This window comes from Corynebacterium sp. TAE3-ERU16 (genome assembly GCF_019209935.1).
GTDB lineage: Bacteria > Actinomycetota > Actinomycetes > Mycobacteriales > Mycobacteriaceae > Corynebacterium > Corynebacterium antarcticum.
This window is the reverse complement of sequence record NZ_JAHUTN010000003.1, coordinates 73,242-96,402: the sequence shown is the minus strand read 5'-3', so window position 1 is coordinate 96,402 and position 23,161 is coordinate 73,242. Positions and strand designations below refer to the sequence as shown.

Here is a 23,161-nt window from a genome sequence, read left to right as displayed (position 1 = left end):
GGGAACAGCCCGTCTCAGATCCAGCCGAGGTCCCGTGCGGTGACGGCGGCCTCCATCCGGTTGGCGGTGTGGGTCTTGGCTATCGCGCGGCTCAGGTGGTTGCGCACCGTCCCCTGGGTCAGGTGCACACTTGACGCGATGTCGGCCACCGTCGCCCCGGTGAGCGCGAGCCGGAGAAGCTCTGCCTCACGGTCGGTCAACGGGCTGGTGCCGGCCGCGAGTGAGTCCCGGGCGAGTGCGGGGTCGATCACGGTGAGCCCGGCGTGGATGCGGCGGATCGCCTCGGCGAGTTCCTCCGCCGGGGAGTCCTTCACCATGAAGCCGCTGGCTCCGGAATCCATCGCGCGGCGCAGGTACCCGGCGCGCCCGAAGGTGGTGAGTATCAGCACGCGCGGTGGATCATCCAGCGCGCGGATCTCCCGGGTCGCGGTGATCCCGTCCGTCACGGGCATCTCTATGTCGAGCAGGCACACGTCGGGCCGGTGGCAGGCGGCGAGATCGACGGCGGTGGCGCCGTCGCCGCAGTCGGCGATGACGTCGATGTCGCGCTCGAGGTTGAGCAGGGCCACGAGCGCTCCCCGGACGAGCGCCTGGTCTTCGGCGATGAGGACGCGGATGCCGTCTGTCACGGCCATGTCGCCTCCACCGTCGTCCCCGAGTTCTCCCCGGTGTCCACCGTGAATGTCCCGCCGGTTGATTCGACGCGGCTCCGCATCGAGCGCAGCCCGTTGCCGCCCGGATCCGGGTCGGCCCGGAACCCGGTGCCGTCATCGGTGACCACGAGCCTGCGCGGGCCGACGGTGATCCGGCAGGTCCGTGCCCGGGAGTGGCGGACGACGTTCGTGGTGGCCTCCCGGACGACCCAGGACATCGGCTTCTCCACGTCCCCGTCGACCGGCGGGTCAGCGGGCAGGTCGGCCCGGATGCCCGCGGCCCCGAGGATGTCCGCCGCACAGGACAGCTCGAAGTCCAGCGACGACTCCCGCAGTCCCGCCACGACGCTGCGGAGCTCGTTCAGCGCCCGCCGGGTCAGCTCACGGGATTCCGCGATCTCGTCGCGCGCATCCGCCGGTGCCGCGTCGACGAGACGCTCGGCGAGCTGGAGTTTGACGGTGACGGCGGTGAGCGTCTGCCCGACGGTGTCGTGCATGTCGTGGGCGAGGCGCTCCCGCTCCGTGAGGATCGCGAGCTTGTTCTGCGTCTCGGCTTCCCGCAGGCCGAGGTACCGGTAGTGCTGGGTGAGGATCATGGCCCAGCCGAGGATGATGATCCCGATGGACATCGGCACCGGGTTCTCCATCCCGGCCAGGAAGAACACCACGACGGACCCGCCGATCAGGGGTGCACTCACCAGGATCGGCAGGGCGATCCCGGCCCACGCGACCGGGTAGTAGAGCATGCCGACCGCGGTGGGACCGATGAGGAGCCAGTTGAGCACCGTGAGCCCGAGCAGACCGGTCAGGCCCACGAGCGACCGGCGCCGGGTCATCGGGGAGGCCCGCTTCGTCAGGAGGAACCCGTACAGGGCGACGTAGAGAGCACCGAAGACGAGGATGGTGGTCACGGACGCCACCCGCACCCACGCCGGGTGATCCCCGGTGAGGGCCTCCCCGACGGCCGGGGCGAGGAACACCAGCCAGAGGGCGGTGGTCAGCGCCGCCGGGACGGAGATCCGGTCCCGCCCGCCGGTCACGGTCCGGGGACTCACCTGCGCAGTCCCCTCCGGTGGCCGAGCCACGCGAGCGCGACGAAGATGAGCGTCCATGCCCCCATGTTAAGGATGAGCTGCCACAGCGGGAACAGCTGGTCTTCCGCTCCGCCGCCGGTGCCGGGACTCAGGTACCAGATCACCGAGCGGGTGAGCATGCCCGGGCCGAACATCGGGGTGAAGCGCGCGATGTCCAGCAGCACGCCCTCGAGCGGCAGGAATAGGTTGCCCGTGAACGCGATCAGCATCATGATCAGCCCCATGTAGCGGGTGACCGTGGACCCGGAGAACCAGAGCCCCATCATGAGGCCGAAGAGTCCGAAGATCACGGCGCCGACGAGGCAGCAGGCGCCGACCGCGAGCCACATGCCGACCGGGGCCTCGGCGCCACGCAGCGGGGAGACCGCCGCGATCGCGAGGATCGGCACGACGGACACCACCAACGTGATGAGCAGCTTCACGGCCACGTAGCGGTTCATCCCCAGGCGGGTGAGCGCGATGGTCCGGAGCCAGTTCGTGTCCCGCTCCGCCGTGATCGTCGCGCCCTCGTTCGCGGCGACGGTCGCGGTGCCGTAGAGCGCGATGGACATGGCGACGATGAAGTGCAGGTTGGCGACCGGCCCGGCCGGGACGTTCCACTGACCGGTGTCGAAGGTGACACCCAGGTACACCGCCACGGGGAGGAACACCGCGGCGAGCATGACGGAGATGTCGGTGAGGGTGTGGCGGAGGAGGCGGTTGAGGAAGGTCGTTGTCATGGTCGGCTGCCTTTCAGTGAGTGCTGTGCGTGTCGACGCCCGCAGCCGTCGGGTGGGCCGTGGGCTCGGCGGTGAGCTCGAGGAAGACCTGCTCGAGGGACGGCTGGTGGATGATCAGGTCCCGGGCGCCCGGGATCCGGAGGAGTCGGCGGGCGAGCTCATCGGAGTGGCCGGGTGCGACGGTGATGCGGTCACCGTCCACCCGGGCGTCCAGACCGGTGCACGCGCGGGCCGTGTCCTCCGGGGAGACGGCCGCGATCGTCACCGTCCGTGCCCGGGTACCCAGGAGATCGCGCACCGACCCGTCGGAGATGATCGCCCCGTGTGCCATCACCACGATCCGCTCGGCGTGTTCCTCCGCCTCGGCGAGGTAGTGCGTGGCGAAGATGATCGTCCGCCCGGCATCCGCGTCCCGGGAGATCGCTGCCCAGAACTCGCGCCGGGCACCGGCGTCCATGCCCGTGGTCGGCTCGTCGAGGATGATCAGGTCGGGATCCGCGATCAGGGAGACCGCGAACTTGATGCGCTGCTGTTCCCCGCCCGAGCAGTTCTTCACCCGGCGCTTCATCAGACCGGTGATCCCCGCCCGTTCGGCGACCTCGTCGACGCGCCCCGTCTCCACTTCCTGGGCGGCGGCGATGAGCAGCAGGGTTCTCTGCACCGTCAGGTGGGGATTGAGCCCGCCCGACTGGGGGACACAGGCGATCCGCCCGCTGCCGGTGACCGCGGCCGGCTGCCGGCCGAACACCCGGATGGATCCGCCCCCGGGTGTGGAGAACCCGCAGATCATGTCGATGAGGGTCGTCTTGCCCGCGCCGTTGGGGCCGAGCAGGGCGACGATCTCGCCGGCGTTGATCTCCAGGGTGACGTCGTCGACGGCCCGGACCATACGGTCGCCCGATCCGAAGGTCCTCGTCACTCCGGAGACCGAGATGACTGGTGTGGTGGGGTCTGTGTTTCTCATGGCCCCAGTGTCGGTTGCGGGCCGGGTGTTCCGGATCCCCGGAATGTCACCACCTGGAGGTGACAGATGTCATGGCTCGTTGATCGGGTGCGGAACTAGATCCGGCCGTGTTCGCGGGCGGTGACGGCGGCTTCTGTCCGGGTGACGGCGTGGGTTTTCGCCATCGCGTGACTGATGTGGTTGCGTACGGTACCGGGGGAGAGCCCCAGATGTCCGGCGATTCCCGCGATGGTGTCTCCGGTCAGGCTCAGTCGGAGGACGTCGCACTCGCGTGCGGTCAGGGGACTGGTTCCGGAGGAAAGTGACTCCCGGGCGAGCACGGGGTCGATCGCCCGGAGCCCCCGGTGGACCCGGCGGACCGCCTCCGCGAGTTCGCCCGCGGGTGCCGTCTTCACGGTGAACCCGGAGGCACCGGCGTCGAGAGCCCGCTTCAGGTACCCGATCCGCCCGAAGGTGGTGACGATGAGTACCTTCGGCGGGTTCGGGAGCGCACGGATCGCCTGCGTCGCGGTGAGTCCGTCCATGCCGGGCATCTCGATGTCGAGCAGGCACACGTGGGGTTCCAGACGTCGCGCGGCGTCAACGGTTTCGGCGCCGTCCGCGCATTCGGCGACGACCTCGATGTCGGCCTGCAGGGACAGCAGCGCGGCGACCGCGCCCCGGACGAGTGCCTGATCGTCGGCGATGATGATCCGTATCCGCCCGGTCATGACCACCGTGCCTCGACGCGGGTTCCGGTTGGTTCGGTTGCGGTGATCCGCAGTGTCCCACCGGACTGCCGGACACGTTTCGTCATCGACGCTGTCCCGGTGCCGGGGGCATCCGTCGCACCGGGCCCCCGCCCGTCGTCCGTGACGATGATCCGGTCCGACTCAACCCGGATCCGGCATTCATCCGCACCGGAATGCCGGACCACGTTGGTCACGGTCTCCCGCACGACCCACCCCATCACGGGGCTCAACGACTCCGGGACCAGCTCCACACCGCGCCGGGGGATCACCGGGGTGATTCCGGCGGCGGTGAGGATGTCTTCCGCGTGATCGAGTTCCCGGGCGAGACCGGAATCGTGGAGATCACCGATGAGCGCCCGCAGCTCCGTCAGTGCGCGGCGGACGAGTTCCTCCGATTCATCCATCTCCCTGCGGGCGCGGGCACCGAGTTCATCCGCGCTCGCTCCATTCGAGGACGCGGAATCGAAGAGCTGCCCGGCGACCTGCAGTTTCACTACCGCGGCGGTCAGTGTCTGCCCCACCGTGTCGTGGATGTCGAGAGCCAATCTGGAGCGTTCGGAGGTCACCGCTCCCGCGATCTCCAGGCTTCCCCGGCGCTGCCTTCCCGTGAACACCCGGATGGCCCCGATGATGAGGATGAGCGGCGCACCGGGGTAGAGAAAGATAATCCCCGTCCCGACGGCCGTCAACAACTGGGCGACGATCTCGAGAATGACGAAGAGAGCCCAGCCAGGCAACCAGACACGCCACGGACAGGAACAGACGAGCCAGAGCGCGGCGAGGAAGAATCCCGCCGCCGACGAATCCGGGTTCAGCGGCAGCATCAGCCCGGCGATGGCCGTCAGTCCTCCCGCGCCCCACACCCGCCGGCGGAGTGCGAGACGGCGTTCGCCGCGGTGGAACAGCCAGAGGAACAACCCGCCGTACGCCACCAGGAGCGCGATGACGCAGGGATAGAGGATCCAGGGGCTGAGCGTGTACGGGAGATACTCCGGACCGTAGACGACGCCCGGTATGAGCGTCAGCAGTGCCGGCGCGGCGGTGATCGCGTTCGATCGGACACGTTCATCTGTTGTCGTCACGGGGGTGGCCTCCGGTGGGTGGGGGACAGTCTGGGTGGTGCACGGATCCGTACCGTTCATGCACCCACTAAACGGTACGTCGCACCGTACGGACACTGTCATATGTCACGGGTCCGGTGATCCGGTGTCGCGGGCCCGGGGAACCGTGGACAGCACAGATGCGGCCCCGATGTCTCCCCCCGTTGTCCGTGACGCTAGAATCGTCCGCATGCGTTTTGGACGAATTGCCACCCCTGATGGTCTGTGCTTCGCGGTCGTGGAGGGCGACGGCGATGCAACGGTGTGCCGCGAGATCGAGGGCACCCCATTCACCGAGCCCTCCTTTACCGGCCGCCAGTGGCCCCTGAAGGAGGTCCGTCTGCTGGCACCCTCGCTCCCGTCGAAGGTCGTGGCCATCGGCCGCAACTACGCCGACCACGTCGCCGAGGTGTTCAAGAAGTCCGCGGAATCACTGCCGCCGACCCTGTTCATCAAGCCGAACACCGCGGTGATCGGGCCGGGTGCCGCCATCAGGATCCCCGAGTTCGCCACCAACGTCGAGTTCGAGGGCGAGCTCGCCCTCGTCGTCGGCAAGCCCTGCAAGAACATCAAGGCGGACGACTGGAAGTCCGTGATCCGCGGATTCACCATCGTCAACGACGTCTCCTCCCGTGACCTCCAGTTCGCTGACGGACAGTGGGCCCGAGCCAAGGGCATCGACACCTTCTGCCCGCTCGGCCCCTGGATGGAGACGGACCTCGACTCCATCGACACCACCAACCTGCCGATCAAGGCGCACCTCACCCGTGACGGTTCGACGGAGACCAAGCAGGACTCCAACTCCAACCAGATGATCATGAACATCGGTGAGATCATCGAGTTCATCACCGCGTCCATCACGCTGCTACCCGGCGACGTGATCTGCACCGGTTCCCCGGCCGGTACCGCGCCGATGGAGCCGGGCGACTTCATCGAGATCGAGATCCCCGGCATCGGTCGACTCGGAAATCCCGTCGAACGGGCCTGACCCACTGTCCTCCCGGCCCCGCCCCTCATGAAGGGGGCGGGGCCGTCCCGTCCCCGTTATTCTTGACGGTCATGAACGAAACTCAACGTCGATTCTTCCCGGGTCTCCGCCTGTCGGGATGGCAGGCGCTCGTGATCAGCCTCGCCCCGATCTTCTGGTACGCCGGAGCATTCGGTCCCTTCTTCAGCCCCGATCGCACGCCGTCGTTCTCCGGGCTGCATCTTGCGTGTCTGGTGCTGGCCGTCGTGGCGGCGGTGTTCTCCGGGATCTGCGTCGAGATGCACTTCCCGCACCGTGGGTTGCGGACACCTGTCCTGGTTACCCTCGTGATGCTGGTGCTCACCGCGGTGACCTGGTCCGGGCTCGTCGACGACTCCCTGAGCCGTTTCATCGTCAACGTCGCCGACGCCGCGGTGGCGATCGCCGTGTACGTACCCGTCGTGCGGCTGCGTAGGCAGCTGCCCGTGACAAGCTGAGAAGGATCCACCGATGGCCGACCACCCCAACGCCAACTCGGGTGAGGAACACCTCTACACCGGTCGGGCCCGCCGCTGGAGCGGACGCCCGAACTACGCCCTGACCCATCTCGCCGCCGGGCTGCGCCCGGGGACGGCGCTCGACGTCGGCTGCGGCGAGGGGGCGGACTGCGTCTGGCTCGCCGAGCACGGGTGGCGGGTCACCGGTGTCGACGTCGTGTCCACCGCCACCCGCCGCGCCGCAGGAGCTGCGGCGGCCGCGGGCGTTGAGGTGGAGGTGATCACCGGAGGCATGCGGGCGGTGGACGGCCGGATGTTCGACTTGGTGACCTGCTTCTATGTGCCACTGCGGCGCGGCACCGGCGATCTCGACGATCTCCTCGCGCTCGTCGCGCCCGGGGGAACGCTCATCGTCGTTCACCACACCGACGCCTCGAAGCAGGCCGCGCGGTTGGGCGTCGAGGTGTCGGATCTGCTCCGCCCCCCGGAGATCGCGGAGCTTCTGTCGGACTGCTGTTTCACCGTGGACGAGGCCGGAACCGCCCCCGGCGGACACGCGCACACGGACAATCCCGATCAGGTGCTCAGGGCGCGTCGGACGCTCAACTGATCCCGAGTGCCCGGAGCACCGTCCGCAGCTTCGCCGTGGTCTCCTCGAGTTCCGCCCGCGGATCGGAGTCACCGACGATTCCGCCGCCGGCCCACGCGCGTGCCGTCGCCCCGTCGGCGGAGACCTCCGCGCACCGGATCGCCACCATGTACTCACCGTCACCGGTGGAGTCGCACCACCCGACGGCACCGGCATAGAATCCGCGGTCCGTCTCCGCGGAATCGATGACCGCACGTGCGGCCTCCTCCGGAGTCCCGCAGATCGCCGGTGTCGGGTGCACTGCCAGCGCGAGCTCCAGCGCGGTCGTGCGGGCATCCTTCAGTTCGCCCGTGATCGGGGTGGCGAGGTGCCACATCTCGTTCGTCCGGGTGAGCTCGGGGTGCGCGGGCACGGAGAGCGAGGAGCACAACGGCGTCAGCGCCGCGGTGATCGCGTCCACCACGAAACGGTGCTCCCCGAGATCCTTCCTCGACGACCGCAGCTGCTGCCCGGCCAGGCTGTCGCGGTCCCGGTCGGCGAGTCGCGCCGCCGAGCCCGCCAGGGGATAGGTGCTCACCGTGGAGCCGTGTCTGCGGACGAGTACCTCCGGTGAGGAACCGACCAGCATCCGGCCGGTGAATCGACCGCCGGCCGGCGAGAGATCCGCGATGAAACCGTCCCGGTTCGCGGAGTGGTCGATGAGTCGGGCCGCCACCAGGAGTGGATCGACCGGGGGATCGAAGGCGATGTCGACCGCGCGCGCGAGCACCACCTTCTGCAGGGGCGTGCGGCTGATCGTGCGCACCGCGGCCGACACCCGGGACAGGTGCGTCCTCTCGTCCGGGTCGACCCCGGCCAGCCGGGCACTCAGTTCGCTGCCCGGTCCGAACCGGTAGTGGGCGTGGGGCTCCAGCGGCGAGTCCGAACGGATGACCTTTTCCGGCACGGTCAGTGCGCACGGTGCCCCGGGGTCGAAGGGGAGGGCACCGACGATCATGTCGTGGCGGCCGGCGCGGAGTGCGGAGACGGCATCCCACGGATCGTCGAAGGTGTCGCGGCTGCCCTGGGTACGCACCGAGCCGTGAGCCCGGGAGAGAAGGAAGTCTGGGGCGGTCACCGGACGGGAGTTGGGCATGGGCAAACAGTCTACCGGGGAGCCCGGACGCCTCTGGACTACCATGGGGAACCATGTCTGATGTACGCGTTCGCTTCTGCCCATCGCCCACCGGGACCCCGCACGTCGGTATGGTCCGCACCGCCCTTTTCAACTGGGCGCACGCCCGACACACCGGCGGAAAACTGATCTTCCGCATCGAGGACACCGATGCCGCCCGCGACTCGGAGGAGTCGTACCAGGCGATCATCGACTCCCTCGAGTGGCTCGGACTCGGTTGGGACGAGGGGGTCGTCGTCGGCGGTCCCCACGAGCCCTACCGGCAGAGTCAGCGGATGGACATCTACCTCGACGTGCTGGAGAAGCTGAAGGAGGCCGGTGAGATCTACCCGGCGTACTCCACCGCCGAGGAGGTCGAGGAGCGCCACCGTGCGGCGGGCCGCGATCCGAAGCTCGGCTACGACAACCACGACCGGGACCTCACCGAGGAACAGATCGCCGCGTTCGAGGCCGAGGGCCGCAAACCCGTCTGGCGGCTGCGGATGCCCGATCAGGACTGGTCCTGGAACGACCTGGTCCGCGGCGAGATCGAGTTCAAAAGATCGACCCAGCCGGATTTCGTCGTCGCCCGCTCCAACGGAGCGCCCCTCTACACGCTGGTCAACCCCGTCGACGACGCGCTCATGGGGATCACCCACGTCCTGCGCGGTGAGGACCTGCTGCCCTCGACCCCGCGCCAGCTCGCGCTCTACGCCGCACTCCAGCGCATCGGTGTCGCGGAACGGACGCCCGAGTTCGGCCACCTGCCCTTCGTGATGGGGGAGGGCAACAAGAAACTGTCCAAGCGCGATCCGCAGTCCAACCTCTTCAACCACCGGGACGCGGGCATCATCCCCGAGGGGATGCTCAACTACCTCGCCCTGCTCGGCTGGTCGCTGTCCAGGGACCGGGACATCTTCAGCGTCGATGACCTCATCGCCAACTTCGACGTCTCCGACGTCCTCGCCAACCCGGCCCGTTTCGACCAGAAGAAGCTGGAGGCCATCAACGCCGACCACATCCGGCTGCTCGACCCGGAGGACTTCCGGGACCGGCTGCGCAGCTACCTGGAGGAGTACAAGGGATTCCCGGCGGACTACCCGGCGGACAAGTTCGCCTTCGCCGCCGAGCAGGTGCAGACCCGCATCAAGACCCTCGGCGACGCCTGGGACCTGCTCGAGTTCCTCGTGGTCTCCGACGACGACCTGGAGCTGGATGAGAAGGCCGCCCGGAAGAACCTCAAGGATGACGCGATCGCGCCGCTCGACGCCGCCATCAGCGCACTCGACGCCGTCGAGGACTGGCATACCCCGGTGATCGAGAAGGCGCTGCAGAACGCGCTGATCGAGGAGCTCGAACTCAAGCCCCGCAAGGCGTTCACTCCGCTTCGGGTCGCGGTATCCGGGCGTCAGGTCTCCCCGCCGTTGTTCGAGTCCATGGAGCTCCTCGGGAAGGATTCCACCCTGGCACGGCTGCGTGCCGCCCGTGCGATCACTCCCGTCGCGCCCGCCGCACAGTAGCCCGCGGGTGGGGTGTCGGGTGGTCGGCCGGGAGGAATGGTCGGCCACCTGCTGATTTGTCCGTGATCGGACAATGAGGTTATAGTGTTCTTCGTTGCACAGCGCGGCGAAGCGGTAGGAATCGCACAGACCGCGCGTGAGACGATGGCCTATGGTGTAATTGGCAACACAGCGGTTTCTGGTACCGTCGTTCTAGGTTCGAGTCCTGGTAGGCCAGCAGCGGATAAATTCCGCGTCCTTTATGCCCCGTTCGTCTAGCGGCCTAGGACGCCGCCCTCTCACGGCGGTAGCACGGGTTCAAATCCCGTACGGGGTACAAGATTGAAAGAACCCCCACACTTCACGAGGTGTGGGGGTTCTTCGTGTTCCCGGATGCCGTGGATCGCTGGTGTGGGGTGGTGGGCCTGCCGGTATCTCGGCCGTGCGCCATAGCGGGCGCGTGGACATCGCGGCAGGTTCCGGTTGTTCAGGCAGCGGTGATGGCAGGCTGCTTCGCTGCGTATCCGGGGCGTGACGTTCAGTCACCGGAAGGAGATGACCGCTCTGGGGATGCGGGAGTCTCATATCATGACTTCGAATTCTCCCGGTGACCGCCTCTCGCCCGGCTACCGCCGCCGTGTTCCCGGCGCACTGATGACGGCCCAGGTCATGGCCGGGCTCGCGAGCGGGATCCCCTACTCGATGGGTGGCCTGCTCGCCGCCGGCATGGCGGGCACGGCATGGGATGGCATCGCGGCGACCTGCACCACCCTGGGTGCCGCCGCTTTCGCGCTGCCTCTCGGCCGGCTCGTGGTGTCCAGGGGACGACGGTTCTCCCTGATTACCGGCCTGCTCATCGGCACAGCGGGCGCCGGTTGCGCGGTGCCGACGGACCAGAGGATCTCCCCGCCACTACTGCTCATGGGTTTCGTTCTCTTCGGTTCGGTGACTGCGGTGAACCTCCAGAGTCGGTTCGCCGCCACCGACGTCTCCGTTTCCGCGGTGACGCGGGGTCGTGATCTCTCTGGTGGTCTGGGCGACCACCGTTGGTGCGGTGACCGGACTCAACCTCTTCGAGCCGAGCGGGATGTCGGGGTGGTCGCTGGCCCTGGCACCGCATTCCGGGGCCCATGTGATCACCATCTCCGCCCGACTGTTCGTCGTGTCGGTACTTCAGGTCGCCCTGCGGCCGGACCCGGCACTCATCCATTCCGGCGCAGGCACGCAGCGACCGCAGCCGGAGGATGAACCACCTGCCTCACGGGTATCCGGGCCTGGATCGGTGTCGGTGGTCGTCACCGCGGTCCACATGCACGAACACGGTGTGGCTCTCACCCTGATCGGAGTGACGATCAGCCTCCATGTCGCAGGCATGCACGCCCTGGCGCCACTGCTCGGCTTCACCGCGGACCGCTTCGGCAGACTCCCCACCGTGGTGGCCGGCTACGCCATGATCACCGGTTGCTGCGTACTGCTCATCATCGGCGACGGCGAGACCGTCATGGTGGTCATCGCGCTCACCCTGCTCTGGCTCGGCTGGTCGGCTGCGCTCGTCGGATCCTCCGCGCTCCTCGTCGATGTCGTCCCCGCCGGGATGCGTGTCCGGGCGCAGGGGCGCAGTGACCTCACCATGAACGTCGCGGCCGCATTCGGTGGGGCCGTGTCCGGACCGGCGGCGGCGATGTCCGGGATGCCGGTGTGGGAAGGCGGCGGTGCTCGTGACCGTCGTCGGATTCCTCGGGTGGTTCGCTGTGTCGGAGCTTCGCGTCGGTCACTGACGCCGGTTCGCCGGACGGGGTGTATTTCCCGCGTTTTCGGGTCCCGGATGACGGATCGAATGGTGGGGGATGAGACATCGACGAGAAAATGTGACACATATCACATGTGTAGTACCGGCAGACCGCACCCGGGTTTGCGGTGGGCTGAAAAAATGTAGCATAACAGCTGAGTAGCGGTACTTTCCCGCCCTTCCTTCGATTGTGTGTGCCGATGAAAAATATCCCGCTTCGGGGCGCCCGGTTTCGTTCTTCCTCCCATTATTCCCGTCTGGACCTGTGCTGAGGCAAAGAGGATAGGTTAGGCTAAATGAGCATTCACCAAATCAAGGAGCAGAAAAGTATGAAGATTTCCAGAATCCGTCGACTCAGTCTCGTCACAACCGCCAGCATCATGGTCGTTGCCGGCTCACTGTCGGGCTGCAGCTCCGACTCCGCGGACGAGACCACCGAGGAAATGAGCTCGGCTTCGTCCGCCTCGTCGGAGACCGCTTCCGACGAGTCCTCGACCATGAGCAGTACGAAGGCCGAGAGCGACGACGATGACTCCGAGGAGCAGGCCAAGTTCGAGAACGTGGTTGCCCCGGAGGAGATCGTCAAGGACCTCAAGGACGGTGGCTATGTCATCTTCATCCGCCACGGCCACACCGCCAAGGATTACGCCGACCAGGCTGATCCGAACATGAAGCTCGATGACTGCTCGACCCAGCGTCAGCTCGATGACCTCGGCAAGAAGCAGGCCAAGGAGATCGGCGAAGCCTTCAAGAAGCTCGAGATCCCGGTCGGCGAGGTCGTCTCCAGTGAGTACTGCCGTGCGTACAACACCGCTGAACTCGCATTCGGCCGCTACGAGAAGAACTCGAAGCTGAACTTCCAGCCCGCCGAGGAGTACACGGCGGAGCAGCTCAAGATCATGAAGGACAACATGACCCCGATGCTCGAGACCATGCCCGCTGAGGGCATGAACAACGTCATCGTCGGCCATGACGATGTCTTCGACGCCGCAACGGGTATCTACCCGGAGCCGCAGGGCACCACCTACATCGTGAAGCCCGAGGGCGACAGCTTCGAGGTCGTCACCCGGATCACCGCTGAAGAGTGGCCCAAGCTAGCCATGTGATCATGATTCGCCGCATGTGGTAGTGCAGGTTTTCTGAGGCCGGTGGGCTCTCCTCCAGGGGAGCCCACCGGCCTTTCGCCGTCGGTTCCCCATCGTGGACGCCTGGCCCACCACCCCCGGTGGTATTCTGGGCCCTCAACCGTCTGGGGGGTCGAAAGAGGGGAACCGCCACATGGTCGCAGTACGTCGGCAGGCGGCTTTCGGAGCGTTGTTCGTCTACGGCGGGGTGATGATCGCACTGACCATGCTCAAGGCATTCTTTGTCATCGGTCACCTGTGGCGCCCGGAAAATCAACGCACCCGGTCCCTGGAACTCGTGCCCCTCGCGGAGGCTTTGCGGGGATCGAGCTGGTTCGCGCCGTTGTTCGACGGGGTGGGAAACGTCGCATTCTTCGTTCCCCTCGGCGTGCTGTTGTACATCATCGTCGAATCGGAGTCGAACCCGCTCCGCAGGGTGACCCTCGTGGGTGCGGCGGTGAGCCTGTGCATCGAGATACTGCAGTATGTTTTCGTGCTCGGGCACTCCGACGTCACCGACATCCTGTTCAACACGCTGGGTGCTTTTCTCGGCGCATGGTTCGCCGGGCTCTGCGGACCGAGGTTCCACCGATTGTGGGTCGGCCTGTCGTTCTTCCTCGGAGCGGTGTTCCTCGTGCTCGTGGGGCTCGGGGACCGGCTCGGCGACGCGGAGAAGATCGTCGAACTACGCTGATCCGGCAAATCTGACGCTACGCTGAGGTATCCCGCGACCTGCCCAGAAAGGTCGCCCGGGTGCCGGCGCAGAACGCCAGTGAGACACCGGCGCCTGCGCCGAGGAACACGGCACCGACTCCCGATTGGCCCGTAATGTCCGTCGCGGCCGCGATGCAGAACGCGGTGACAAGCCCCGCGGTCACCCCGATTGCGGCGCTGAACCCGCCGAGCTTCCGCCACGAGGACAACCGGGCCGCCAGGAACCAGAGAACACCGACCGTGAGGGCGCAGGCCGCGATCTGCCAGGAGGGGAAGTTGGTCGGCGGCGGGAACCCGGGGGCCGTGATTCCTCCGTGGTCGTCCGCCGACCAGCTCAACCAGCCGACGGCCGCCAGAATACCGAAGGCGAACCCGATGAGCCCGGTCAGCCACAGCCCCGGTCCGGACGCGGAACGGTCATCGGGGAACCGCCAGGCGAGGACCGCGAGAATCGCGGCCCACACGGCCGACGGGACGGCCGCGAAGATGAACGTGATCCAGAGGAAATGTTCGAAGGGGTAGGTAGACATGGTGCCGAGGCTACCGGCGCGGTCGGTCGGGGGGGGGGCAGGTCCCCACCATATTCAGGGGGGGGGGGAGGATCTGCTGTCAGAGACTTCGCCTGGATGCCCGCAGCGCCCCCCAGGAGAACACCAGAAGAAGTCCGCCGAACCAGAGGAGACTGAAGGTGAGCGAGTCCCCGACACCGGTACCGTCGTTCAGCCCGGTCGCCGTACGGACCGCATGGCTCACCGGGGAATTCACCGCCAGGGGCCGGACAGCGGCGACGAACCTCTCCGCGGGCATCAGACCCTCGTTGAAGAACTGGAGGATCATCACCAACGGTGCGATCACCATCGCTGATTCCGGGGTCTGGAATACGGATCCGATCAGTACGGACAGTGCTCCGGCTGTGAGTCCGGCGAGGGCGATGAACGCCGCCAGCCACACCCCGGCTGTGATCGTGTGTATCCGAAGTCCACAGGGGACGGCGACCGCGACGACGAGTAGGCCGCCGAGGATCATCCGGAACAGGATGAAGAGCAGGTTTCCGGCGATGTACGAGCGGATCCCGGACGGGGTGGTGGCGAACCGTGCGGTCAGGCCGAGGCGCTTTTCCCGGATCATCTCCGCGGACGTGGAGATCGCGAGCATGAACTCCACCGCGAAGATCAACATGACGGTCAGCGGCAGGAGGTCGAGTTCACCGTCCGGGTGGACGGCGCGGATGAGATCACCGAACATCGCACGGGTGATCAGCGTCATCAGGACAGGGGGCCCGAGGGTGTTGACGACGGCGGACGGGTTGCGGCGCCAACCGAGGAAGAGTCGTCGGGCGTGTGTGACAGCGGAGGAGAGAATGGACTGGGTCACTTGTGCTCCCTGGAGAATGCGGCGGAGAAACCGACGACCGCGACAGCCGTGAGGATGATCAGCCATACCCCGGCTTCGATGGTCGTTCCCCGATCCAGTTCGGCACCGGTCATGATGGCGCGGACGGTGTCGAGGATCGGTGACAGCGGCATGTGGGTGATGATCGGTCGGACGGTGGAGGACATCGCCTCGGCGGGGATGAACGCCGTCGAGAAGAGGATGAAGGGCATGACCAGGGACTGGATCAGCAGTGCCGTGGACGTCGGTTTCCGGCCGAGCAGACTCAACCCGCAGAAGCCCGCGCAGAACGTGAGTGTGAGCAGGAGGAAGACCACGAACACCACCACGATCCGCCACGCGCCTTCGTCGATGCGTGCCCCGAGGAGAACCGCGATGAGGGTGGCCACGCCCCCGGAGATGGTGACGCGGGTGACATCGGTCAGTAGTCGTCCAGTGACGATCTGGATCGGACTGACCGCCATCGTCTCCAGACGTGAGTGGATGCCGTTCTCCCGGTCGAGTGTCACGTCGAGGGCGGAACCGCCGGAGGCGAACACGATCACCTGCATCATCGCCGCCGGATAGAGGAAGGTCGCGTAGTCGATGCCGAAGATGGCCGTCGCGTCGGAGAAGACGCTGTAGAAGCAGACGAGAAAGATACCGGGGATGAACAGCGCCGAGATCATCGCCGCGCGGTTCCGGAGAAAGCGCAGAATTCCGCGGGTCCACAGTGCCGTGAGCGTGTTCACCGGTCACCGTCCCCGGCCGGCCCCTGCGGGGTCTGCACCCCGGAACGGGCGAGGGCGAAGTAGACGTCGTCCAGGGAGGGCGGCGTCATCCCGACGTCCGTGATCGTGAGTCCCGCCGAGTCGATCGCCTGCAGGAGGGGGTTGAGCTCGGTGAAGCCGGAACGGACGAGAAGCTCGACGACACCGGTGTCGCCCACCACGAGATCGTTGCTCCGGGCTGTGTACCCGCGTTCCGTGAGGATTCGCCCGGCCGTCACGGCCGAGGCGTGGTCCGGGAAAGAGACCGAGCACCGGTGGCGGCCGTACGCGGACTTGAGGTTTTGCGGTGTGTCCACGGCGATGATCCGGCCGTCCCGGAGTACGGCGACACGGTCCGCCAGTCGGTCCGCCTCATCGAGGTACTGGGTGGTCAGCAGGATCGACATTCCGTGATCCCGCAGATCGAGGATCTGTGTCCACAGCGCCTCCCGGGACTCCGGGTCGAGTCCGGTCGATGGCTCGTCGAGGAACAGGAGGGCGGGAGGTACGACGAGTGATGCGGCGATGTCGAGCCGACGCCGCATTCCGCCCGAGTAGTCCGACAGGCGTTTGTCCGCCGCGTCACTGAGATTGAACTCCGTCAACAGTTCCGCTGCACGGTCGTGGGCCGCTCTGCGGGACAGACCGGCGAGTCGCCCGAAGAACACGAGGTTCTCCGTCCCGGTCAGTTCCTGGTCCACCGCGGCGAACTGGCCGGTGAGGGAGATCGAGTTCCGGACGCCGCTCGGGTCGGATCCCAGGTCATGGTCGGCGACGCTCACCGAACCGGAGCTGTAGGGGATGAGGGTGCTCAGGACGTTGATGAGTGTGGTCTTTCCCGCGCCGTTGGCACCGAGTACCGCGAGGATCCCACCGGCGGGGATGGCCAGATCGACCCCCTTGAGTATCTCGGTGCCACCGCGGTCGCAGTGCAGACCGCGGACGTCGAGAATGGTCGATGGCGGGGATGCGGGGGCGGAGGTGATCATCGGGCTCCTTGTGTGAGTCGACCCTAATCTAACAATGAACATAATTTAGCAATTCCGTCTGCATTGTGCAAAAGAAGTGCTGCCCGGAGTACTGTGAGCGGTTGTGACGGTGGTGGTTGACTTGCGGTGTGGGTTCCTCCGGACGGTGCGGAAAATACCCTCTATTCAGGCGATTTGTTACCCATCGGGTGGTCGCCTAGAGTAGTGCGGGTCCACAGGGCATGCCCCGTTCGTCTAGGGGCCTAGGACGCCGCCCTCTCACGGCGGTAACACGGGTTCAAATCCCGTACGGGGTACGAGTGAAAGGCCGGGCGCGGTAGATCTGCGCCCGGCCTTTTCGTCTGTCCAGCGCTTCCGGGGTCGGGTGGTGGCCCACGGGGTGTCGTCGGTGGCAGTGGTGGGGCGGTTCCTCGGGTCACGGGCGTGCTCCAGGGTTGCTGCTGTGGCATCGGTCGGACTGATCCGCGCCGAGGAAATCCTGCTCCGGGAACCGGACCTGGAGCGGGGGTGAGTACGCGGGTGTAACCCGTGTTCTGACTCTGAAACCCGTGCTGTCCGTGTCTTTTTTTCCTGCTATCGTCTAATTCGTTAGCACCGTAGATCGCGGTGATCTAAAACCCGAACACAGAACTTTTCCCGGAGGAACGACGTGTCCCCGGGGGAGGCGGCAGTGGTCTCGGAACCCGCTCTTAAAGAGGAGAACTATGCAGAAGCGCTGGATGATTCCGGTCAGTGTGATGATGGTGTTGGCCGGATCTGTGGTGTCCCCCGCCGCAGCCGAGGATGAGGTCCCGACAGGCGGGGCCGAGGCCACTGTCGAGCAGCGGTCCGAGGTGGAGTCAGAACCCACCCCGAGCGAGGAGGGGCCGGAGGTTCGACAAGCCCCGTTGACCTTCCGCGTCGTTGACAGTGCCACCGGCCAGGCCAGGGAAGGTGCAAAGTACGACGTCAGTTTCAAGGACGTGTCTGGTGAGATATCTGATCTGGGTTCCTTCGAAGTCTCCGGATCCGGTATTTCTCTCCAAGACCGGCTTCCTGACGGTGTCGGCTGGGACCAGAAGAAGGATGATGGGGCGACGACCCAGCTGATCCTGAAGGAGAACACCGCCGCACCGGGATGCACGGCGAATGAGACGCCTATCGTCCTTCAGCCGACCTCCCCGACGGATTGGGAGATCGTGTCCGGACCCGAGGGGGTCTCCGTATCCGAGGGGCGCATCGTCGAATACCGTTCCTCCTGCGAGGCCGGCGTCGGCGTCGGCGTGAAGAAGTTCGTGGAGTCGCTGCCGGAGGGTGACGGTCAGAAGGGCACCGATCCGGTGCACGTGGCCGGCGATTCAGTCGAGGTTCGCTACCGTGTCAGCGTCCCGGAACTGTCGGACGAGGCCCTGACCATGCTGGAACTGGTGGATTCGAACATTGACTTCACCGTCGAGGGCACGGTCGTGCAGACCGCGGACAGGGACACCGCGGTGGTTGACGAGCCGCTGACCTGCACCGTGGACAAGGCTGCGTCGGGTCAGGCCAGCTACCTCGATGGTGCGGAATTCACCGTCGAGGGTTCGCGGTTCACCGAGGACGGTGTCAACAAGGCCAAGTTCGAGTTCCCGGAGGAGTTGAGCGTCGCCCCGGGCCAGGCCGTCAACTGCGTGTCGGTGATCGACCGGCTGGGTAGCTACCACGCGGACATGGCGGCGGTGACCTCCAACGGGAAGGTCACCAACGCTCTGATGGAGGCCCACGACCCACTGTTCCTCATCCGTCAGGAGTCCGCCGATGACGCCCTGCTGTCCGGAGGGGCCCTGTTGGGGGCGGCTCTCGGAAGCTCCCTTCTGGGGTCGTCAGGTAGTTCCGCTCCGGGCGCGTCGGGTAATGCCGGCGATTCCCCCGTTTCACCGGAGGCAGCCGCGCCGGCGCCCGCCGCGCCGTCGACCGATCAGGCTCCTGATAGTGGAGAAAAGTCCGGGGTTCTCGCCTCGACGGGTGCCGACGTGGTCGGCCTTCTCGCCGCCGGCCTGCTGGCTCTCGTGATCGGTGCACTCCTGGTCTTCATGCGGAGACAGAGGAGCTGATTCTCTCAGGTCGGTGCCGGGGTCCGGTGCTGATCACCCACCGGTGATCGGCACCCACGGGCCCCGGTTCCCGTCTGTCGGGGCCCGGGAGCCCCGGGTTGCCTCGGTCCGGCCGTCGGGCCGCGTCCTCACAGCTGTGCGGACAGTTCCCGCGCCGCCCTGCTGAGCTCGACGCCCCACTTCTGCCCCGGGTGGGGGCGCAGTCTCTCCGCAGGTCCCGAGATCGACAGGGCGGCGACCATGGCGGCGTCCTCGAACACCGGTGCACTGAGGGAGGCCAGACCCGTCTCGCGCTCGCTGACGGATTCCGCGTAGCCGAGGCGGCGGACCCGCTCGAGATCGTCGGTGGTGAATGCGGCGTCGGGCAGGATCACACCCCGGAGCTGCGGGGAGGCGTAGGCCATGAATACCCGTGCCGCGGATCCGGCGGTGAGGGACATGCGGGATCCGACGGGGACGGTGTTCTGCAGGCCCGATGGTGGCTCGAGGGACGCGATGCAGGTGCGGGTCGTTCCCGTCAGCCGGTAGAGCTGCACGGATTCACCGGTGGTCTCCATGAGTGCGCTCATCACGGGGCGGGCGGCGTCGATGAGCTTGTCGGAGGCGTTCGCCCCGAGTGTCGTGAGCGTCCGCCCGATGCACCATCTGCCGTCACCGGTGCGCGTCAGCATGTTGTGAACCTCGAGTGCGGTTGCGAGTCGGTGCGCGGTGGCCCGGGGGAGTCCGGTCGACTCGCAGAGTTCCGCCAGTGAGCGGGGCTGTTCGGCGACCGTGGAGAGGATGAGCACGGCACGGTCGAGGACCTTGATCCCGCTTCCTTCGTTGGCGTCCGGTGAGTTATACTGTCCCATATTCTGATATTAACATCTCATGTTGTGGGAAAGCGAGGGTGTTGCGTGGCACCCTCAACCGCGCTGTCCCGCAGTTGATCCGAATATACGAATATGGAGGTGCTCCGACATGAGCGGTCCGAACGATGTTGCCGCCGCCGGCGTCGCAGCAGACGGACCCCGCACCCTCGCGGAGAAGGTCTGGGCGGACCACATCGTCGCGAAAGGCGACGGCGACGACCCCGACCTGGTCTACATCGACCTGCATCTGCTGCACGAGGTGACGTCCCCGCAGGCATTCGACGGGCTCAGGCTCGCCGGACGTCGGCTCCGCCGGCCGGATCTCACCCTGGCCACCGAGGACCACAATGTCCCCACCTCCGGGATCACCACCGGCGCGGTCATCGAGATCGAGGACCTCATCTCCCGGACCCAGGTGGACACCCTGCGCAGGAACTGCGAGGAGTTCGACGTCCCGATCTTCCCGATGGGAACCGCGGAACAGGGCATCGTCCACGTCGCCGGTCCACAGCTCGGGCTCACCCAGCCGGGCATGACGGTCGTCTGCGGTGACAGCCACACCGCGACGCACGGCGCATTCGGCGCCATCGCCTTCGGTATCGGGACCTCGGAGGTCGAGCACGTCTTGGCGACGCAGACGCTCTCGCTGCGGCCGTTCAAGACCATGGCGGTCAACGTCTCGGGGACACTGCGCGAGGATGTGACCGCGAAGGACCTGATCCTCGCGATCATCGCCCGGATCGGTACCGGGGGCGGACAGGGCCACATCATCGAGTACCGTGGTGAAGCCATCGGGAAACTCTCGATGGAGGCCCGCATGACGGTGTGCAACATGTCCATCGAGGCCGGCGCCCGGGCCGGCATGATCGCCCCCGACGACGTCACCTTCGAGTACCTGAGGGGTCGACGGCACGCACCGACCGGCGCGGACTGGGACGCCGCCGTCGAGTACTGGCGCAGCCTCCGGACCGACGACGGCGCCGAGTTCGACACCGTCGTCGAGATCGACGGCTCGTCGCTCACCCCGTACGTCACCTGGGGCACGAATCCGGGCCAGGGTCTGCCGCTCGACGGCAGTGTGCCGTACCCGGACGACTTCACCGACGAGACCGAACGGATCGCGGCGGAGAAGGCGCTGTCCTACATGGACCTGGTCCCCGGTACACCCCTGCGGGAGATTCCCGTCGACACCGTGTTCGTCGGGTCCTGCACGAACGGCAGGATCGAGGACATCCGGGCCGTCGCCGCGGTCCTCGAGGGGCGCCGCGTCGCCGAAGGGGTGCGCATGCTCGTCGTACCCGGCTCCGCCGTGGTCCGCGCCCAGGCCGAGACCGAGGGGCTGGATTCGATCATCCGTGCGGCGGGCGCCGACTGGCGGCAACCCGGCTGCTCCATGTGTCTGGCGATGAATCCGGACAAGCTGGAACCGGGCGAACGGGCGGCCTCGACCTCGAACCGCAACTTCGAGGGACGCCAGGGGCCCGGTGGGCGCACCCACCTCGTGTCACCACAGGTGGCCGCGGCGACGGCGGTACTCGGACATCTCGCCGCCCCCTCCGACCTTGACCCGGTGCCCGCACTCGCGAGCGCCTGAGCGACGCACGAGAGGAAATCATGGAGAAGTTCACCGAATTCACCGGCGTCGGCGTCCCCCTGAAACGCTCGAACGTCGACACCGACCAGATCCTTCCCGCGGTCTACCTGAAGCGCGTGACCCGTACCGGGTTCGAGGACGCACTGTTCGAGAGCTGGCGCAGGGATCCCGAGTTCGTCCTGAACCAGGACGCGTTCCGTGACGGTTCGATCCTCGTCGCGGGTGCCGACTTCGGGACCGGTTCCTCGCGCGAGCACGCCGTGTGGGCGCTCATCGACTACGGGTTCCGGGTCGTGTTCTCCTCGCGCTTCGCCGACATCTTCCGGGGCAACGCCGGCAAGTCCGGGCTGCTCGCCGCGCAGATGGAACAGACCGACATCGATCTGCTGTGGAAACTGATGGATGCCGATCCAGGCATGGAACTCACCGTGGATCTCGTCGAACGCACCGTGACAGCCGGATCCCACGTCCTGCCTTTCACCGTCGACGACTACACCCGCTGGCGGTTGCTCGAGGGGCTGGACGACATCGGACTGACCCTGCGGGACGAGCCCGCGATCAGCCGCTTCGAGGCCGGGCGGCCGACGTTCAAACCGGTGACCCGTCGGGCGTGACCTCGAGCCCCACCGCCGGCCCGCAGCCCGGAGCCGATGTCGGGGCACCCCGGGACACAGGGCCGAGCTATTTCACGGGCAGTGGGCTGACCAGGTAGTCTGCCCCGGTGAGTTCGCCGTCCGTGGTGAAGGTCAGCACCCACACCGACGCCTTCTTCGCGTCCGGCTCGTCCAGTGGAAGCCGCCCCTCGGCGGACAACCAGGCGATGACATCGGGGATCGTCAGCCCCTGGGAGATCACCACGGGGGTTCCGCCGCCGGCGATGATCTCCCGGAAGCGCTTCTTCGAGTTCTTCATCGCGGTGGTCCAGCCCTCATCACCCAGGAGGACGTCGGACTCGATGTCGAGGCCGAGGTGTGCAGCCAGTGGCTCCGCGGTGGCGACGCAGCGGTCCGGCTTGGCCGAGTAGATGCGGTCGGGCCGGTAGGGGGCGAGCAGTTCCGTCAGGGCCGTCGCCTGGCGACGGCCCTTCTTGTCCAGGGGCCGGACGTCATCGTTGCCGGACCAGGTTCGGCGCGCGAAGGCGTGCGCGTGCCGGACCAGCAGCAGTCGTGTGTCCACCGGAACAGCCAGCCGCTTGGCCGCCTTGTCGAGCACCTGGCGGTCGACGTCGTAGCTCAGCAGCTCACGGGCCTGCGGGATCGTCAGCCACCGGATCTCATCCACCTCATCGTTGGCCGCGAACTCTCCGCCCATGACCTTCCCGGTGAAGTAGTAGACGACCTTGGTACGGTCGGCCACCGGATACGTGACGCGTCCGAGGAGCTTGCCCAGACGTACCTCGTAGCCGGTTTCCTCGAGGATCTCCCTGGTCGCGGTCTGCGGCAGTGACTCGCCGGGATCCACCTTTCCCTTGGCCAGGGACCAGTCGTCGTAGCGGGGGCGGTGGATGACCGCAACCTCGACGGTCTCGGGCTCGGTGAGTTCCCCGCGCCACAGCACGGCGCCGGCCGCGAGAGTGCACCGCCGGAACTCGTCGGCGGGGCGTGCCGGAATCGACTGGTAACGCCCCGTGACGTTCAGCGCATTGCTGCGGTCCTTGTCGGACTCGCTCGACTTCTTTGCCATCTGGCTTCCACTCTCCTTGGCTGGTTCTACGGGGGTGCTGTTCCCATCATTGTCCATCCCGGAGTGTCGTGTGAGCGAAACCGGGGTGACGTAACCACGTGTACTGGAACAAAACGGCACGCAGAAGGGCGGAACTCACCCGGTGAATCACCATCGCAGGCGATCTCCTCCAGTAACAGGAGAGTTCCGGGGAACCCGCCCGGACCACACCGTTTACCGTGGTCCGATCTTTTCGTGT

Annotated in this window: 24 protein-coding genes and 3 tRNA genes; 13 read left to right on the top strand and 14 right to left on the bottom strand. The window is 66.8% G+C overall.

The features are described 5' to 3' along the window. Positions 1-14: 14 nt before the first annotated feature. The 6 genes from KRX55_RS04350 to KRX55_RS04325 form a co-directional block, all read right to left on the bottom strand. Positions 15-635, bottom strand: a complete 621-nt coding sequence (locus tag KRX55_RS04350) for a response regulator transcription factor (protein ID WP_200259100.1) — start codon at positions 633-635, stop codon at positions 15-17. After that, complete coding sequence (locus KRX55_RS12015) at positions 626-1,708, bottom strand: sensor histidine kinase (protein ID WP_218406578.1); 1,083 nt, start codon at positions 1,706-1,708, stop codon at positions 626-628. Before KRX55_RS12015 ends, KRX55_RS04350 begins: the two co-directional genes overlap by 10 nt. Beyond that, on the bottom strand, positions 1,705-2,466 hold the full coding sequence (locus KRX55_RS04340) for an ABC transporter permease (RefSeq protein ID WP_218406577.1): 762 nt from the start codon (positions 2,464-2,466) through the stop codon (positions 1,705-1,707). The genes KRX55_RS12015 and KRX55_RS04340 overlap by 4 nt, the downstream gene beginning before the upstream one ends. A 13-nt stretch (positions 2,467-2,479) precedes the next feature. Then, the gene (locus KRX55_RS04335) at positions 2,480-3,430 is read right to left on the bottom strand and encodes an ABC transporter ATP-binding protein (protein ID WP_218406576.1); all 951 of its coding nucleotides are present in this window, start codon (positions 3,428-3,430) and stop codon (positions 2,480-2,482) included. Positions 3,431-3,525: 95 nt separating this feature from the next. After that, positions 3,526-4,140, bottom strand: a complete 615-nt coding sequence (locus KRX55_RS04330) for a response regulator transcription factor (protein ID WP_218406575.1) — start codon at positions 4,138-4,140, stop codon at positions 3,526-3,528. Beyond that, complete coding sequence (locus KRX55_RS04325; protein ID WP_218406574.1) at positions 4,137-5,243, bottom strand: sensor histidine kinase; 1,107 nt, start codon at positions 5,241-5,243, stop codon at positions 4,137-4,139. The genes KRX55_RS04330 and KRX55_RS04325 overlap by 4 nt, the downstream gene beginning before the upstream one ends. A 208-nt stretch (positions 5,244-5,451) precedes the next feature. On the opposite strand from KRX55_RS04325, the gene KRX55_RS04320 reads away from it, so the two are divergent. From KRX55_RS04320 to KRX55_RS04310, 3 genes are all read left to right on the top strand, one after another. Beyond that, on the top strand, positions 5,452-6,249 hold the full coding sequence (locus KRX55_RS04320; RefSeq protein ID WP_218406573.1) for a fumarylacetoacetate hydrolase family protein: 798 nt from the start codon (positions 5,452-5,454) through the stop codon (positions 6,247-6,249). A gap of 71 nt (positions 6,250-6,320) precedes the next feature. Beyond that, positions 6,321-6,725, top strand: a complete 405-nt coding sequence (locus KRX55_RS04315) for a hypothetical protein (RefSeq protein WP_218406572.1) — start codon at positions 6,321-6,323, stop codon at positions 6,723-6,725. Positions 6,726-6,738: 13 nt separating this feature from the next. Then, positions 6,739-7,335 (top strand): class I SAM-dependent methyltransferase, encoded by a 597-nt coding sequence (locus tag KRX55_RS04310; protein WP_218406571.1) that lies wholly within the window; start codon positions 6,739-6,741, stop codon positions 7,333-7,335. On the opposite strand, the gene KRX55_RS04305 is transcribed toward KRX55_RS04310, so the two are convergent. Next, positions 7,328-8,449, bottom strand: coding sequence for an isochorismate synthase (locus KRX55_RS04305; protein WP_218406570.1), 1,122 nt, complete (start codon positions 8,447-8,449; stop codon positions 7,328-7,330). The two genes, KRX55_RS04310 and KRX55_RS04305, sit on opposite strands and share 8 nt — an antisense overlap. 53 nt (positions 8,450-8,502) lie before the next feature. On the opposite strand from KRX55_RS04305, the gene gltX reads away from it, so the two are divergent. From gltX to KRX55_RS04290, 3 genes are all read left to right on the top strand, one after another. Beyond that, positions 8,503-9,987, top strand: coding sequence for a glutamate--tRNA ligase (gene gltX, locus KRX55_RS04300; RefSeq protein WP_218406569.1), 1,485 nt, complete (start codon positions 8,503-8,505; stop codon positions 9,985-9,987). A gap of 145 nt (positions 9,988-10,132) precedes the next feature. Then, positions 10,133-10,204: transfer RNA gene (locus KRX55_RS04295), tRNA-Gln, on the top strand. Between the two features lie 26 nt (positions 10,205-10,230). Further along, positions 10,231-10,303 (top strand) — tRNA-Glu (locus tag KRX55_RS04290). A gap of 358 nt (positions 10,304-10,661) precedes the next feature. Here KRX55_RS04290 and KRX55_RS04285 read toward each other — a convergent pair. Beyond that, complete coding sequence (locus tag KRX55_RS04285) at positions 10,662-10,889, bottom strand: hypothetical protein (protein WP_218406568.1); 228 nt, start codon at positions 10,887-10,889, stop codon at positions 10,662-10,664. Between the two features lie 92 nt (positions 10,890-10,981). Here KRX55_RS04285 and KRX55_RS04280 point away from each other — a divergent pair, with 92 nt between their 5' ends. From KRX55_RS04280 to KRX55_RS04270, 3 genes are all read left to right on the top strand, one after another. Further along, positions 10,982-11,902 carry an MFS transporter gene (locus tag KRX55_RS04280; protein ID WP_218406567.1) on the top strand — a complete coding sequence of 307 codons (921 nt, stop codon included), beginning with the start codon at positions 10,982-10,984 and terminating at the stop codon, positions 11,900-11,902. A gap of 182 nt (positions 11,903-12,084) precedes the next feature. After that, complete coding sequence (locus tag KRX55_RS04275) at positions 12,085-12,861, top strand: histidine phosphatase family protein (RefSeq protein ID WP_198737299.1); 777 nt, start codon at positions 12,085-12,087, stop codon at positions 12,859-12,861. 172 nt (positions 12,862-13,033) lie between these two features. After that, positions 13,034-13,573, top strand: a complete 540-nt coding sequence (locus KRX55_RS04270) for a VanZ family protein (RefSeq protein WP_218406566.1) — start codon at positions 13,034-13,036, stop codon at positions 13,571-13,573. A gap of 16 nt (positions 13,574-13,589) precedes the next feature. Here the strand turns inward: KRX55_RS04270 and KRX55_RS04265 are convergent, their stop codons facing one another. The 4 genes from KRX55_RS04265 to KRX55_RS04250 all read right to left on the bottom strand — a co-directional run bounded on the left by KRX55_RS04265 (position 13,590) and on the right by KRX55_RS04250 (position 16,723). After that, on the bottom strand, positions 13,590-14,123 hold the full coding sequence (locus KRX55_RS04265) for a hypothetical protein (protein ID WP_218406565.1): 534 nt from the start codon (positions 14,121-14,123) through the stop codon (positions 13,590-13,592). A gap of 79 nt (positions 14,124-14,202) precedes the next feature. After that, positions 14,203-14,967 carry an ABC transporter permease gene (locus tag KRX55_RS04260; protein WP_218406564.1) on the bottom strand — a complete coding sequence of 255 codons (765 nt, stop codon included), beginning with the start codon at positions 14,965-14,967 and terminating at the stop codon, positions 14,203-14,205. After that, positions 14,964-15,716: an ABC transporter permease gene (locus KRX55_RS04255; RefSeq protein ID WP_218406563.1), complete on the bottom strand. Its 753-nt coding sequence runs from the start codon at positions 15,714-15,716 to the stop codon at positions 14,964-14,966. Before KRX55_RS04255 ends, KRX55_RS04260 begins: the two co-directional genes overlap by 4 nt. Further along, a complete protein-coding gene (locus KRX55_RS04250) occupies positions 15,713-16,723 on the bottom strand; it encodes an ATP-binding cassette domain-containing protein (RefSeq protein ID WP_255567557.1) in 1,011 nt (336 codons plus the stop codon). The genes KRX55_RS04255 and KRX55_RS04250 overlap by 4 nt, the downstream gene beginning before the upstream one ends. Positions 16,724-16,946: 223 nt before the next feature. Here KRX55_RS04250 and KRX55_RS04245 point away from each other — a divergent pair. Both KRX55_RS04245 and KRX55_RS04240 read left to right on the top strand, forming a co-directional pair. After that, a tRNA-Glu gene (locus KRX55_RS04245) sits at positions 16,947-17,019 on the top strand. Between the two features lie 408 nt (positions 17,020-17,427). Beyond that, entirely contained in the window at positions 17,428-18,795 is a 1,368-nt protein-coding gene (locus KRX55_RS04240; protein WP_218406561.1) for an LPXTG cell wall anchor domain-containing protein, read from the top strand. A gap of 128 nt (positions 18,796-18,923) precedes the next feature. Here KRX55_RS04240 and KRX55_RS04235 read toward each other — a convergent pair whose 3' ends face one another. Further along, positions 18,924-19,646 carry an IclR family transcriptional regulator gene (locus KRX55_RS04235; protein WP_218406560.1) on the bottom strand — a complete coding sequence of 241 codons (723 nt, stop codon included), beginning with the start codon at positions 19,644-19,646 and terminating at the stop codon, positions 18,924-18,926. A gap of 109 nt (positions 19,647-19,755) precedes the next feature. Between KRX55_RS04235 and leuC the strand changes: the two genes are divergently transcribed. Next, positions 19,756-21,240: a 3-isopropylmalate dehydratase large subunit gene (gene leuC, locus KRX55_RS04230; protein WP_218406559.1), complete on the top strand. Its 1,485-nt coding sequence runs from the start codon at positions 19,756-19,758 to the stop codon at positions 21,238-21,240. A 20-nt stretch (positions 21,241-21,260) separates the two neighbouring features. Continuing rightward, positions 21,261-21,854 carry a 3-isopropylmalate dehydratase small subunit gene (leuD, locus tag KRX55_RS04225; RefSeq protein WP_218406558.1) on the top strand — a complete coding sequence of 198 codons (594 nt, stop codon included), beginning with the start codon at positions 21,261-21,263 and terminating at the stop codon, positions 21,852-21,854. A gap of 67 nt (positions 21,855-21,921) precedes the next feature. Here the strand turns inward: leuD and KRX55_RS04220 are convergent, their stop codons facing one another. Further along, entirely contained in the window at positions 21,922-22,923 is a 1,002-nt protein-coding gene (locus KRX55_RS04220) for an NUDIX hydrolase (RefSeq protein ID WP_218406557.1), read from the bottom strand. Positions 22,924-23,161: the final 238 nt, after the last annotated feature.